The sequence below is a fragment of the Microbacterium testaceum genome (assembly GCF_006539145.1).
In the GTDB taxonomy this organism is placed as follows: domain Bacteria; phylum Actinomycetota; class Actinomycetes; order Actinomycetales; family Microbacteriaceae; genus Microbacterium; species Microbacterium testaceum.
Genome location: NZ_BJML01000002.1, coordinates 181,808 through 195,382 on the forward strand (window position 1 = coordinate 181,808; position 13,575 = coordinate 195,382).

General features: G+C 70.6%; 11 protein-coding genes and 1 tRNA gene. 3 read left to right on the forward strand and 9 right to left on the reverse strand.

All coding sequences use genetic code 11. The annotated features are described in order from the left end of the window. Positions 1-10: 10 nt before the first annotated feature. From paaZ to MTE01_RS04960, 4 genes are read right to left on the reverse strand one after another with little or no spacing between them, the layout of a single operon-like run. Positions 11-2,065 (reverse strand): phenylacetic acid degradation bifunctional protein PaaZ, encoded by a 2,055-nt coding sequence (gene paaZ / locus MTE01_RS04945; RefSeq protein WP_170210611.1) that lies wholly within the window; start codon positions 2,063-2,065, stop codon positions 11-13. After that, complete coding sequence (locus tag MTE01_RS04950; protein WP_141376043.1) at positions 2,062-2,937, reverse strand: 3-hydroxyacyl-CoA dehydrogenase family protein; 876 nt, start codon at positions 2,935-2,937, stop codon at positions 2,062-2,064. Before MTE01_RS04950 ends, paaZ begins: the two co-directional genes overlap by 4 nt. Then, positions 2,934-3,737: an enoyl-CoA hydratase/isomerase family protein gene (locus MTE01_RS04955; protein WP_246077982.1), complete on the reverse strand. Its 804-nt coding sequence runs from the start codon at positions 3,735-3,737 to the stop codon at positions 2,934-2,936. Before MTE01_RS04955 ends, MTE01_RS04950 begins: the two co-directional genes overlap by 4 nt. Further along, on the reverse strand, positions 3,730-4,920 hold the full coding sequence (locus MTE01_RS04960) for a thiolase family protein (RefSeq protein WP_141376045.1): 1,191 nt from the start codon (positions 4,918-4,920) through the stop codon (positions 3,730-3,732). The genes MTE01_RS04955 and MTE01_RS04960 overlap by 8 nt, the downstream gene beginning before the upstream one ends. 183 nt (positions 4,921-5,103) lie before the next feature. Here MTE01_RS04960 and MTE01_RS16970 point away from each other — a divergent pair, with 183 nt between their 5' ends. After that, positions 5,104-5,256 carry a hypothetical protein gene (locus MTE01_RS16970; protein ID WP_170210612.1) on the forward strand — a complete coding sequence of 51 codons (153 nt, stop codon included), beginning with the start codon at positions 5,104-5,106 and terminating at the stop codon, positions 5,254-5,256. Positions 5,257-5,403: 147 nt separating this feature from the next. Beyond that, positions 5,404-5,676, forward strand: coding sequence for a hypothetical protein (locus tag MTE01_RS04965; RefSeq protein WP_116239035.1), 273 nt, complete (start codon positions 5,404-5,406; stop codon positions 5,674-5,676). A gap of 70 nt (positions 5,677-5,746) precedes the next feature. On the opposite strand, the gene MTE01_RS04970 is transcribed toward MTE01_RS04965, so the two are convergent. Together MTE01_RS04970 and MTE01_RS04975 are read right to left on the reverse strand one after the other, a co-directional pair. Beyond that, positions 5,747-5,819: transfer RNA gene (locus tag MTE01_RS04970), tRNA-Arg, on the reverse strand. Between the two features lie 14 nt (positions 5,820-5,833). Further along, the gene (locus tag MTE01_RS04975) at positions 5,834-6,598 is read right to left on the reverse strand and encodes an NRDE family protein (protein WP_141376047.1); all 765 of its coding nucleotides are present in this window, start codon (positions 6,596-6,598) and stop codon (positions 5,834-5,836) included. A gap of 184 nt (positions 6,599-6,782) precedes the next feature. Between MTE01_RS04975 and coaBC the strand changes: the two genes are divergently transcribed. Beyond that, on the forward strand, positions 6,783-7,985 hold the full coding sequence (coaBC, locus tag MTE01_RS04980) for a bifunctional phosphopantothenoylcysteine decarboxylase/phosphopantothenate--cysteine ligase CoaBC (RefSeq protein ID WP_170210613.1): 1,203 nt from the start codon (positions 6,783-6,785) through the stop codon (positions 7,983-7,985). Positions 7,986-8,039: 54 nt separating this feature from the next. Here coaBC and MTE01_RS04985 read toward each other — a convergent pair whose 3' ends face one another. The 3 genes from MTE01_RS04985 to MTE01_RS04995 all read right to left on the reverse strand — a co-directional run bounded on the left by MTE01_RS04985 (position 8,040) and on the right by MTE01_RS04995 (position 13,564). Next, the gene (locus MTE01_RS04985) at positions 8,040-8,705 is read right to left on the reverse strand and encodes a peroxiredoxin-like family protein (RefSeq protein ID WP_141376051.1); all 666 of its coding nucleotides are present in this window, start codon (positions 8,703-8,705) and stop codon (positions 8,040-8,042) included. Positions 8,706-8,871: 166 nt separating this feature from the next. After that, positions 8,872-10,014, reverse strand: coding sequence for a DUF2510 domain-containing protein (locus MTE01_RS04990; protein WP_141376053.1), 1,143 nt, complete (start codon positions 10,012-10,014; stop codon positions 8,872-8,874). A 64-nt stretch (positions 10,015-10,078) separates the two neighbouring features. Then, positions 10,079-13,564: an error-prone DNA polymerase gene (locus tag MTE01_RS04995; RefSeq protein WP_141376055.1), complete on the reverse strand. Its 3,486-nt coding sequence runs from the start codon at positions 13,562-13,564 to the stop codon at positions 10,079-10,081. Positions 13,565-13,575 lie beyond the last annotated feature (11 nt).

Sequence of the window (13,575 nt, forward strand, 5' to 3'; positions counted from 1 at the left end):
GGCCGCAGGCTCATGCGAGCACCGCCGCGGGAGCAGGCTGCCACGTCTTCGCCACGAGCGTCAGCACGTCGTAGTGCGCGACGATCTCGTCGTGCTGGTTGCGGATCACGGCGTCCCAGCGCACCTCGCCGTAGTCGTCGGTCTCTCGGGGGGTGATCTGCTTCGCCGTCAGGGCGACGCGGATGCGGTCTCCGGGTGAGACGGGGGTGACGAAGCGCAGGTTCTCGAGCCCGGAGTTGGCGAGCACCGGCCCCGGCGCCGGGTCGACGAACAGTCCCGCCGCCCACGACACGAGCAGGTAGCCGTGCGCGACCCGCCCCGGGAAGAAGGGGTTGGCCGCGGCCGACTCCTCGTCCATGTGCGCGTAGAACGTGTCGCCGGTGAAGTTCGCGAAGACCTCGATGTCGTCGAGAGTGACCTGGCGCTCGGCCGATTCCACGGCATCCCCGATCCGAAGCTCCGACAGGGGCTTGCGGAAAGGGTGCGCACCCGAGGAATCGGTGTCGGCTCCCGGATGCCACACGCCGGTGAGCGCGGTGAGCATGCGGGGCGAGCCCTGGATCGCGGTGCGCTGCATGGAGTGCAGCACCGAGCGGATGCCGCCGAGCTCCTCGCCGCCGCCGGCGCGACCGGGCCCGCCGTGGACGAGGTGCGGGACGGGTGCCCCATGCCCGGTGGAGGTGCGGGCGTCGTCCCGGTCGAGGAAGAGCACGCGGCCGTTCATCGCGCCCATGCGCGTGAGCAGTTCGGTCGCGACGTCGGGGTCGTGGGTGGCGACGCTGGTGACCAGCGATCCCCCGCCCCGGCTCACGATGGTCGCCGCTTCGGCCACGTCGGCGTACTCGACGATGCTCGCGACGGGACCGAAGGCCTCGATGTCGTTGACGGCCGGGGTCGCGGCATCCGCGAACGCGAGAAGCATCGGCTGGAGGAACGCGCCCTCGGCGGGCACGCCCCGCGGCACGTCCGCCGAACCGACGACGAAGCGTCCCCCGGCGTCGGTGAGCGCCCGGACCTGGCGCAGCACCTCGTCGCGCTGCTCGATCGAGACGACCGGGCCCATCGTCACGCCCTCGGCGCGCGGATCGCCGATGACCACGCGCTCGGCGATCCTGTCGCGCAGCGCGCGGGCCACGGCATCCGTGGTCCCCGTCGGCACGATCGCGCGGCGGATCGCGGTGCACTTCTGTCCCGCCTTGGTGGTCAGTTCGACGAGCAGCTGCTTCACGTACGCGTCGAACTCGGGCGTGCCGGGGACGGCGTCGGGGCCCAGGATCGAGGCGTTGATCGAATCGGTCTCGCTCGTGAAGCGCACACCGGGCTTCGCCCGGGCGCGCAGCCGCTCGGCGGTCGAGGCGCTGCCGGTGAAGCCGACGGTGTCGCCGAGGTCGAGCAGATCGAACAGTCCCGGCACGCTGCCGCTCACCAGCTGCAGCGAGCCCTCGGGGAGCAGGCCCGTCTCGACCACCATCCGCACCCACGCCTCGGCGATGTAGGCCGTGGGGGTCGCGGGCTTGACGATCGTGGGAAGGCCGGCCAGGAACGCGGGCGCGAACTTCTCGAGCGCGCCCCACATGGGGAAGTTGAAGGCGTTGATCTGCACCGCGACCCCCGAAAGACGCGTGTAGACATGCCTTCCGAGGAAGGAGCCGTCCTTCGACAGCGGCTCGATCGGTCCGTCGAGCACGACCGTCCCCGCGGGCAACTCCCGGCGGGCTTTCGACGAGAAGGTGAAGAGCACCCCGATGCCGCCGTCGATGTCGCTGAGCGAGTCGCGGCGGGTCGAGCCGGAGCGCTCCGACAGGGCGTAGAGCTCGTCACGACGCTCGTTCAGCGCGATCGCGAGGTTCTTCAACACCATCGCGCGCTCGGGGAAGGTGAGGGCGCCCAGGCTCGCCCGCCCCTCGCGACGGGCGTACGCGACGGCGGCCGCGAGGTCGAGGCCCTTCGTGCTGACGCGGACGATCTCGTCGCCGGTCGACGCGTCGCGGACGATCGCGGCATCCGGATCGTCGGCGGGCGTCCACCACGAACCGTTCACGTAGCTGGGGAGAAACGTCATCATTCGCTCCATTCGTAGAATCCGCGGCCGGTCTTGCGACCCAGGTGGCCCTGGGCGACGAGGTCGCGCAGCAAGGCGGGCGGGGTGAAGCGCGCACCGAACGCGCGCTCGAGTTCTTCGGCGATGCCCAGCCGTACGTCGAGACCGACGATGTCGGTGGTGCGGAGGGGGCCCATCGGATGCCGATACCCCCGCTCCATCGCCGTGTCGATGTCCTGCGCGGAGGCGACGCCCTCTTCGAGCATGCGGATGGCCTCGAGACCGAGAGCGACCCCGAGGCGGCTCGACGCGAAGCCCGGCGCATCGCGCACGACGACAGCGGCCTTGCCGATCGCCTCCACCCACCGAGTCGCTCGCGTCACGACCTCGGGCGCGGTGTCGGCACCCGTCACGACCTCGACCAGCGCCGAGGCCGGCACCGGGTTGAAGAAGTGCAGGCCGAGGAACCGTTGCGGACGCCGCATCGCTCCGGCGAGCGCGTCGATCGAGATGGAGGAGGTGTTGGATGCCACGACGGCGTCGTCGCGCACGGCGCCCTCGATCCGCGCGAGGGCGCCGAGCTTCAGGGCCCGGTCCTCCGGCACGGCCTCGACGACGAGGTCCGCCTCGGCGAACGCGCCGGTGTCGACGCTGGTCGTGAGGGCGTCGGCATCCGGAAGCCGCGTGCCCCGCGCTGCCGAGCGGGCGAGAGCGGCCTCGACGCGGCCCCGCGCCTGGGCGGCGGTTTCCGCATCGCGCTCGACGACGTGCACGCAGGCTCCCGCGAGCAGGAACGCGTGGGCGATGCCGGCCCCCATGCGGCCTCCGCCGAGCACACCGACGACGACGGGAACGGATGGCGTGTCTCGGACCGTGGCGGTAACGGGGGAGGTCATCTCTTCTTCCTCTCGAGGAACGCGGTCATGCGGGCGTACTTGTCCGCGCTGTCGAACAGCTCGGCCTGCAGCTCGCCGTCGATGGCGGGGTGCGCGTTGCGCGGGGCGAGCAGGGCACGCTTGGTGAGGATCGTCGCGCGGGCGGAGTTCACGGCGATCCGGTCGGCCACCGCGTGAGCGGAGTCGAGCAGATCCTGGGGCTCGTGGATGCTCGAGAGCAGCCCCCACGCGAGCGCTTCGTCGGCGTCGATCACGCGGGCGGTGAGCAGCAGCTCGCTCGCGCGGGCGTGTCCGACGATCTCGGGCAGGCGCCACGAGGCTCCCGCCGCGGCGATGATGCCGAGACCCGGTTCGGGGTTGCCGAAGCGCACGCGAGGTGTCCCCAGGCGGATGTCGGCGGCGTAGGCGAGCTCGGCTCCCCCGCCCAGCGCGAATCCGTCGACGGCGGCGACCACGGGCATGGGCAGGCGGCGGATGCGATCGAACACCGTGGCGTTGATCCCGCGGCGGGCGTCGTCGCCCGTGCGGTCGCGGAGCTGGGCGATGTCGGCCCCCGCGGCGAAGATGCCTCCCGCCCCGGTGAGGATGAGGGTGCGCGGACGCTCCTCGAGGTCCGCACAGAGGGCGTGCAACTCGTCGACCATCGCCTGATCGATCGCGTTGCGGCGGTCGGGTCTGTCGAGGGTGGCGACGACACGGTCGTCGCGGGCGTCGATGCGGAGCCGGGCGGGCGAGCCTGACGCATCGGCGTCGGAACCCGGCGAAGCCTCCCGCGCCCTGGCCAGGGGCGACTCAGCCATGGGCCCGCTCCAGGATCATCGCCGTGCCCTGCCCCACCCCGACGCACATCGTCGCGAGGCCGTACCGCGCGTCCTCGCGTTCCAGGCGGCCGAGCAGCGTCACGATCAACCGCGAGCCGCTCGACCCCAGGGGGTGACCCAGCGCGATCGCCCCGCCGTCGGCGTTGACGATCTCGGGGTCGAGTCCGAGTCGCCGCACGCACGCGATCGACTGCGACGCGAAGGCCTCGTTGAGTTCGACGGCTCCCAGAGCGGATGCCGACAGCCCCGCCTTCGCGAGGGCCTTCTCGGTCGCGGGCACGGGACCGAGCCCCATGACCTCGGGCGCCAGCGCGGAGGAGGCATGCGCGACGATCCGCGCGCGCGGACGCAGTCCGAACCGTTCGACGGCGGCGGCGCTGGCCACGACGATCGCGGACGCCCCGTCGTTGAGCGAGCTGGAGTTGCCCGCCGTCACGACCTCGCCCCCCTTCACGACGGGTCGGAGTCGCGCGAGCGCATCGAGCGAGGTGTCGCGACGCGGACCCTCGTCGGTGTCGATCATGCCCCGGGCGGTCTCGACGGCCACGATCTCGGCGCGGAAGCGACCGGCATCCTGAGCCTGGATCGCCCGCTGGTGGCTGCGCAGCGCGAAGGCGTCCGCGTCGGAGCGCGAGACGCCGTCGACGCGGGCGACCTCTTCGGCCGTTTCGGGCATGGCGAAGGTGGCCTTGTCGCGCGCGGCGAGGCGCGGGTTGGTGAAGCGCCAGCCGATCGACGTGTCGAAGGCCGCCCCGGGCTTCGACCATGGCTTCTCGGGTTTCGCCTGCACCCAGGGAGCACGGGTCATCGACTCCACGCCGCCCGCGACGATCACCTCGGCATCGCCCGCGCGGATCGCCTGAGCGGCGAGCGCGATCGCGCTCATTCCCGAGGCGCAGAGGCGGTTGACGGTGAGCCCCGGGATGCTGTCGGGAAGCCCCGCGAGCAGAACGGCCATGCGGGCGACGTTGCGATTGTCTTCGCCGGCCTGGTTCGCCGCACCGAGGACGACCTCGTCGACGGCCTCGACGGGAACGCCCGCGCGAGCCACCGCTTCGCCGACCACCAGCGCCGCCAGATCGTCGGGACGAACGGATGCCAGAGCCCCGCCGTACCGTCCGACCGGGGTGCGCACACCTCCGATGAGAAACGCGTCCGCCATCGCCACCCTCTCCCCCGCCGACTCTGGCGGGGCCCGTCCACCTCACCCGCGAGGTTTTCCGACCGATCGTTCAGTAATCATGGCAGAAGGCGTCTCCCGAGGCAACGGCGCCCACCTCACATTGCCGCTATGGGCGAGCGTTCACACCCCGTCGGCTCATGTGGTCATTCGCATGGTGCACGTGTGGTTGCCCGTGTCACAGCTGCAGCGCTCCCTCGAGCCGGGGGCCTCATCTTCGACAAGAACAAGCGAATCGCGATCGTCCGCACGGTCGAGGTGCACGGCCGCAAGGTGCTGCGCTCGGTGACGTTCGATGCTGACCCGGCGCGGCGTTAGCTCATCGGCTACTTCCCCAAGGATGCGACGAGCCTGGCAGTGGGGTGCACCTCGTCCGAGTACGTCAAGAAAGCCACGAGCCCGTGGTCTCCCACTTCGGCCTCACTCCCATCAAGCGCGCGTGCGTCCTCGCGCACGAGCTCGGTCATGCGTTCCACGGTCACCAAGGGCGCGACGGATCCCGCCGCCGAGGCCGCGGCCGATGCGTACGCGGCCGCCCTGCTCGTCGCCCCCGCTCACTACGCGCGGCTCGAATCGATCGGGCTGAGCACCGGCGAGGTCGCCGAAGAGTTGGGGGTCACGGTCGAGATGCTCCGTGCCTTCGTCGAGCACCACCTCGTGCGCGTCCGCGGCGCCGCGTACACGCGGCCGCGGCTCGGAGCCCACCAGCACGGTCATCTCGCACGCTGGGCGTCATGAGCCCATGACGCCGCTCGCTTGAGTGCGATCGCGACGAGAACACGACCCTGTCGAACGTGTCCCCTCGGTGTGCCCCCGACAGGATTCGAACCTGCGACGCCCGCGTTAGGAGTGCGGCGCTCTATCCCCTGAGCTACGGAGGCGGGATCACCCCAGCCTACTGCGACGCTTCCGCGCGCGCGGCTACGGACGGACGCGCGAGCGGAACGCTCTCACGCAGGGCGTCGACGAGGCCGGCATCCCACCGCCCCGGCTCCGCGAGCGTCGCCTCGCGCAGATCCACCCCGTCGGGGCCGATGCTCGCGACGCAGACCAGGAGCGACTCGAGCACGAGCCCGTCATGCGCGTCCCGGCGCAGGACAGACGCCTCGGGTTCGTGCGTGGCCCTCTCGATCACGCCGAGCCATGGCATCCACCAGTCGTCTCCGGCAGCAAGGCCCGCCCCGCGGAAGGCGTCGAGCCAGCGGGCGATACGGGGGGTGCCCGGGTCGTCGACGGCGTGGTGGGCGACCATATGCGTGCCGGGGGTCAGCGGCGTGCGACGCGAGACGAGGCCGTCCCACTCCACCAGGTGCGCGCCCGTGGCATCCACCTCCACGAGATTGAAGCCGCGGGTGGCGGGACGGCTCGGGATGCCGGCCCCCACCGCATCGAGGGGAACGCTGCCACGGCTGACGACCTCATCGTCGCGGCGGTCGGAGAGGTCCTCGCGATTGAGCAGCACCGCCAGCCGCCGAGCGGTCGGATCGACTGCGAGCCAGGCACCGCCGGCGCGGTCGTCTCGCACGCCCACGATGCCGTCGCGCTCGGGCCACCAGGGTCCGATGCCGCGCCAGGGGCGGTCGCGGTCCTCGTCGCGGACGGCGAGCACCCGCACGGGTTCGCCGGGAGCGGTGGGGACGTCGATCACGACGGTGCACATTGCCCCCACGCTACCCTCGCGAGGCAGGCGTCGGGCAGGTCCGAGGGTGCCGGCGTCCGTCAGGAGAACAGACGCGGCGCGGGAACGGGCCCTTCGACTCCGAACCCCCCTGTTCTGGTCATTGTCCCTGTTCTCGTCGCACCGCCTGCACCCGTCGCGGACGCCGACCTGGAAGACTGTGACGATGTTCGTCGTCGTCGGAGTGACCGGGGGCATCGCCGCCTACAAGACCGTGAGCCTCGTGCGCCTCCTCGTGAAGGCGGGACACGACGTGCACGTCATCCCCACCGAGGACGCTCTGCGCTTCGTCGGCCTGCCCACCTGGGAGGCGCTCAGTCGCAACCCGGTGACGACCTCCGTGCACGACGACGTCGCGCGCGTCCGACATGTCGCCCTGGGCCAGTCCGCCGATCTCGTGATCGTGGCACCCGCGACCGCGAACACCCTCGCCGCGATGACGGCGGGATTGGCGTCCGACCTGCTCGGCACGACCCTGCTCGCGACGACCGCCCCGGTGGTCGTCGCCCCCGCGATGCACACGGAGATGTGGCGGCATCCGGCCACCGAGCACAACATGAACGTGCTGCGCGCTCGCGGCGTGCACGTGGTCGGCCCCGCCGACGGCGTCCTCACCGGCGGCGACTCAGGCCCGGGGCGCATGTCGGAGCCCGAGGAGATCGTCGCCGTCGCCCTCGCTCTGGTCGAACGCCCCCGTGACCTCGACGGACTCTCGATCGTCGTGAGTGCCGGGGGCACGCGCGAGCCCATCGACCCCGTGCGCTTCCTCGGCAATCGCTCGAGCGGACGGCAGGGGGTGGCGATCGCGCGAGCCGCTGCCGATCGCGGCGCATGTGTGACACTCGTCGCCGCCCATCTCGGCGCCGACGTCCGTCCCGACCCTCGCGTCGAGGTGATCGCCGCGGGCACCGCCGACGAACTCGGACAGGCGATGGATGCCGTGGCACCCGACGCCGATGTCATCGTCATGGCTGCGGCGGTGGCGGATTACTCCGTCGCCGCGGTGTCGGAGCACAAGCTCCGCAAGCAGGACTCCCCCGGCGGCCTCGTCCTCGAACTGCGCGAAAACCGTGACATCGTCGCGGGGCTCGTGTCCGCTCGGCGGGTGGGGCAGACGATCGTCGCTTTCGCGGCCGAGACGGTCGCCGACGACGCGGAACTCCTCGAGCGGGCTCGTGTGAAGGCGGCCCGCAAGGGAGTCGATCTTCTGGCCGCGAATGCCGTGGGCTGGACGCGCGGTTTCGAGACGACGGGCAATGCGCTGACGATCGTGGATGCCGCGGGCGAGATCGTCGCGATCGCGTCGGGCTCGAAGGACGACACGGCGCACGCTGTGCTCGACGCTGTTCTGGCGGTGCATCGCCGCTGAGGGAGCGGTCGAAAGCCGTCCGCCGAGGCCCGACGCCCCGGCGGACGGCGCTGATCAGTTGTCGCCGAGGCGGTCGACGGCTCCGACGATGTCGATGACTTCGGTACGCGAGGTGTAATCGACGTGGACATCCGCGAAACGGATGCGTCCGGACCGATCGATCACGTACACCGAGGGGAAGGGCACGCGCGCCGTCGCGTCTGCGTTGCTGTCCGAGACGGCGAATCCGAGCTCCGTGTGCGCTTCTTGGGCGTGCGCACTCGGTTCCGTGACGATTCCGAACCGGTCGGCCAGGACGTTGCCCGGATCGGACAGAACCGTGAAATCGAGGCTGTTGTTGCCCTGGCTCTGCGCGGTGCCGTCGGCGGTCTGGGGTGAGATCGCCACGAGCTGCGCCCCTCGTTCTTCGAGCGCCGGCAGGAGGTCCTGCTGGTAGGTACGCAGGGTGATGTTGCAGTACGGGCACCACGCGCCGCGGTAGAAGACGACGACGGTCGCGGCGTCGTCGAGGACGGACGAGAACGAGACCGCCGCGCCGTCGGCGGTCAGCAGATCGGCGTCCGGAGCCGTGTCGCCCTCTCCGAGCGCGCCGTCCGGCACACCGGCGGCGCGAAGCTCGCTCTGCTCCCCGGAGAAGACCGCGGCGAGGCGATCGCCGATCTGTGATTCGAAGCCGACGTTGAAGTCGTCGACCTGCTGAGCGATGGATGGTGTGGACATGCGTAGCCTCCCCGGCGGTACCGACATCGGGCATCGGTTCGAGGAGCGTATGTCAGTCGAAAGAGGCCTCGGGCGACGATGTCGCGGAGCGGAACATAACGTCACGCAACGTCATCGACGAAGAGAAGGGGGCACCACCGAATCGATCGGCAGCACCCCCTTCGCGTCAGTAGCCGTAGCTGCTGGAGAACTCGCTGATGAGCGCCGTCATCTGTGACACCAGCACGACGATCCAGACGATGAACGCGATGACCACGGCGACGTTGACCGCAATGGACGCCCAGATCGGGGCGAGCCCCGAACCGGTGCGGCGGCGCAGGATGACGCCGCGGCCGATGATGTACACCAGCCCCGAGCCGATGGCCAGCACGAAGAAGCTGAAAGCCCAGTGGAACGGGCGATCGACGCCGCGTGCGCGCAGCTGACGCCAGTCGAGGAAGGCGAACAGCACCGTGAGCGCCGAAACCACGATGCTCACGACCGACGTCACCACGGTGATGAGTGCGGTCGCCGCGTTGGTGCCGGCCATCGACGCGGGACCCGAATCGTACGAGTACACGCCGGCGTAGAAGGCGTCACGGAAGTACGATGACCAGTCGAAGATGACCACGCCGAGCAGGCTGAGCAGCGGCAGGAAGACCATCAGCCACACCCACACGGTGTTGGTCTTGATGTCGCGGCGGGGGGCGGCGGTGTCGTAGGTCACCGGAGGTGCGCTCGGGTAGCCGGGAGTCGCGCCGTAACCCGCACCTGCGGCGGCCGCACCCGCACCGTACGCCGGAGCGGCGGGGTACGACGGGGCGCTCGGGAACGCCGGAGCCGACGTGTACGCCGGGGCCTCGGGAGGAGCGACGGGAGCGGCGGGCGGCGTCACGGGCGGGACGCTCGTGCCGGTTGCGGTAGATGCGGCCCCTGCCGGGGTCACGGCTGCGGGACCGTCGTGCGGGTCGAGGCTCGCCGAGATGTCGTGCGACGGCCCGGTGACGTGCGCACCACCGGACGGGGAGTCGCTATCGAGTCCCTCCGCAGGGCTGTGGCCCGCCGCGGACTGGTCTGCAGACGTGGAACCGTCAGCCGACGAGGATGCCTCGGCGAACGCGGACCCGGGGGACGCGGCGGACTCTTCACCGGTGCGCGACCCCGCCCCGGAGTCAGCGGCAGCGTGCTGTTCGGTTTCGCTCGGCGCGGCCGGCTCGCCGCCCGCGGAACGTACCTCATCGGTCCAGCTCGTGCCGTTCCAGCGGCGTAGACCACCGCCCCCCGCGGGGTCGGGATACCAGCCGTCGGGCGGAGTGGGAGTGTCAGTCATGTCGTTTCCCCTGTCAGGTGCGGAACCGGGCGAGATGGCCCGAGTCTAGTGATGGCATCCGACGTCATCGGAAGTCTCGCGACGCGTGCGCCACGCCCACCCGGAGATCGGTGAACCCGTCGGCGATCACATTTGTCACTCCCTCGACCGAGCGTTCGAGCATCCCCCGCACGATGAGAGCGGGTGATTCGCGTGCGACCCGGCGGTACCTGTTCCACACGCCGACCGAGCAGATGATGTTCATCAACCCGTGCTCGTCTTCGAGGTTGAGGAACGTGATCCCGGATGCCGTCGCCGGCCGTTGCCGGTGGGTGACGAGTCCGGCCACCTCGATACGCCGATCGGTTTCGCAGGTGCGCAACTCGCGCGAGGTCAGCACCCCGCGGGCATCGAGAGCGGCGCGGAAGTGTGTGAGCGGGTGATCGTCGGCCGACAGCCCCGTCGCCCAGAGGTCGGACGCGAGGATCTCATAGCTCGACGGATCGGTGAACAAGGGCGGCTGCACGGCCACCAGCGAGTCGGGAAGAAACTCCGGGCGGTCCAGAGCGGCCGAGCCCGACAGCCAGATCGCCTCGCGCCGCGTGTGCCCGAGGCACTCGAATGCGCCGGCCGTGGCGAGGGCCTCGAGCTGCGCGGTCACCATCCCCGTACGGCGAACGAGGTCGCGCAGATCGCGGTAGTCCCCGTTGGCCTCTCTCTCGGTGACGATGCGCTCGGCGACCGTGGCACCGATTCCGGTGACCCCGGCCAGCCCGAGACGCACGGCGAATCCCCCGTCGCGGCGATGAGCGCGCGTCTCGTCGGCTTCGGAAGGGTCGAACTCCCCCGTCGGCGGTTGAACCGCGTGCGCGCACGCGTCGAGCCCGGTCGGTACACCTCTTGCCGGATGGGGCTCCGATCCCGTCTCCGCCGCCGGGCCCACGGCATCCGCCCGCTCTGTTCCGGTCCTTCCCGGCGTGTCATCGGCTCTCTCGAGGGTGGCCTCGACTCCCGAACGCAGGAGGTCGGGTCGACGCACCTGCACCCCGTGGCGGCGGGCGTCGGCGGTGAGCGTGGCGGGTGAGTAGAACCCCATGGGCTGCGCGCGCAAGAGACCGGCGAGGAACGCCGCCGGGTAGTGCAGCTTGATCCAGGAACTGGCGTAGACCAGCAGAGCGAATGACAGCGAGTGCGACTCGGCGAAACCGAAGTTGGCGAACGCCTGGATCTTGGCATAGAGCTCGTCGGCGACCTGCCCCTCCAGACCGTTCTCGGCCATGCCCGCGTACAGCGTCTCGCGGAGGGAGTCGATGCGCTCGAGCCCACGCTTGGAGCCCATGGCCCGGCGAAGCAGGTCGGCGTCTTCGGCGGAGCAGTTGCCGATGGCGACGGCCATCTGCATGAGCTGTTCTTGGAACACCGGCACCCCCATCGTGCGCTCGAGCACCGGCTCGAGCTTGGGGTGCACGTAGGTGATCGCCTCCTGTCCGAGCTTGCGACGCACGAACGGATGCACGGCCCCGCCCTGGATGGGCCCGGGACGGATGAGGGCGATCTGCACCACGAGGTCGTAGAACTTCCGCGGCTGCAGTCGAGGCAAGAGGCCCATCTGGGCGCGCGACTCCACCTGGAACACCCCGATCGAGTCGGCTCGGCACAGCATGTCGTACACCGCCTTCTCTTCCTTGGGCAGTGTCGACAGCTCCCAGTTCTCGCCCGTCGCCCCGCGGATGAGGTCGAAGCAGTACTGCAGCGCCGCGAGCATGCCGAGGCCCAGCAGGTCGAACTTGACCAGCCCCATCCAGGCGGCGTCGTCTTTGTCCCACTGGATCACCGTGCGGTTCTCCATGCGCGCGTGCTCGATGGGAACGACCTCGCCCACCGGGCGGTCGGTGAGCACCATGCCGCCCGAGTGGATGCCGAGGTGCCGCGGTGCCTTCAGCAGCTCCGACGCGAACTCGATGACCTGGTCGGGGATGTCGTGGTCGGCTCCGGTCTCGAGCGTCGCCCCCCACCGCTCGACCTGCTTCGACCAGGCGTCCTGCTGCCCCGGGGAGTGCCCGAGTGCCCGGGCCATGTCGCGCACGGCGTTCTTCGGTCGGTACTGGATGACGTTCGCCACCTGGGCCGCTCGCTCCCGCCCGTACTCGCCATAGACCCACTGGATGATCTCTTCCCGGCGGTCAGAATCGAAGTCGACGTCGATATCGGGCTCTTCGTCGCGCAGGCTCGACAGGAACCGCTCGAACGGCAGCTTGTAGAAGATCGAGTCGACCGCGGTGATGTCGAGCAGATAGCAGACCGCGCTGTTGGCCGCCGAGCCGCGCCCCTGGCACAGGATGCCGCGCCGACGCGCTTCGGCGACGATGCCGTAGACGATGAGGAAGTAGCCCGGGAAGTCCTTCATCTCGATGACACCCAGTTCGCGCTCGATGCGGCGCCGGTCGTCGTCGGACAGGTTGGGGTACTTCCGCGGGACGGCCTCCCACACCAGGTGCCGCAGCCACGACATGGGGGTGTGCCCCTCGGGCACCTTCTGCTTCGGCAGGGCGGGCTTGGCCCGACGCAGCGGGAAGGCGATCTCATCGGCGAGCTCGACCGTGCGGGCCACCGCTCCCGGATACCGCCGGAACCGCGCCGCCATCTCCACCCCCGAGCGCAGGTGCGCCCCGGCGTGGGCCGGGAGCCAGCCGTCGAGCTCGTCGAGGCCGCGGTTCGCCCGCACCGCGGCGACGGCGGCCGCGAGCAGCTCTTTCTGCGGAGCGGCGTAGTGCACGTTGTTGGTGGCGAGGATCGGCAGGCCCCGCTCGGCGGCGAGACCGGCGAGCACGTCATTGCGTCGGGAATCGAGCGGATCGCCCTGGTCCATCAGCTCGACGTAGACGGCCTCCGCACCGAACAGGGTGATGAGGGTGTCGAGTTCGCGCGCGGCTCCGACCGGGCCCTCGAAGGCGAGAGCCTGCCGCACCGCCCCCTTGCGGCATCCGGTGAGCACCGCCCACTGCGGGTCGCTGGGTCCTCCGGCGCGCTCGGCGAGGTCTTCGAGGTCGTAGACCGGTTTCCCTTTCTCCGCACCGGTGAGGTGGGCGTGGGTGATGGCCGCGGCAAGGCGGTGATACCCCTCTTCTTGACGGGCGAGGACGAGGAGGTGCGAACCCATCGGGTCGGCTTCCCCGTTCTGGGGGCCGGAGAGCCCGAGCGAGAGCTCCGCACCGAAGACCGTGTTCACCGCGCGCTGTTCGGCCGCTTCGGCGAACCGCACGATGCCGTAGAAGCCGTCGTGGTCGGTGAGGGCGAGTGCGTGCAGGCCCAGACGTTCGGCCTCTTCGACGAGTTCTTCGGGGGAAGAGGCGCCGTCGAGGAACGAGTACGACGAGTGCGCGTGGAGTTCGGCGTAGGGAACGGTGTCGGCCGGGCGTTCGATCGAGGGCGGCACGTAGGCCCCGCGCTTGTGCGACCAGGCCGGGCTGTCGCCGCCGTCACCGTTCGGTGGAGCGCCGGTGGGGCGGCGGGCGTCGCTGAGCAGGCGCTCGAGCTCCGACCACTTCACGGGAGGGTTGGTCCAGCCCATCAGCGCCCCTC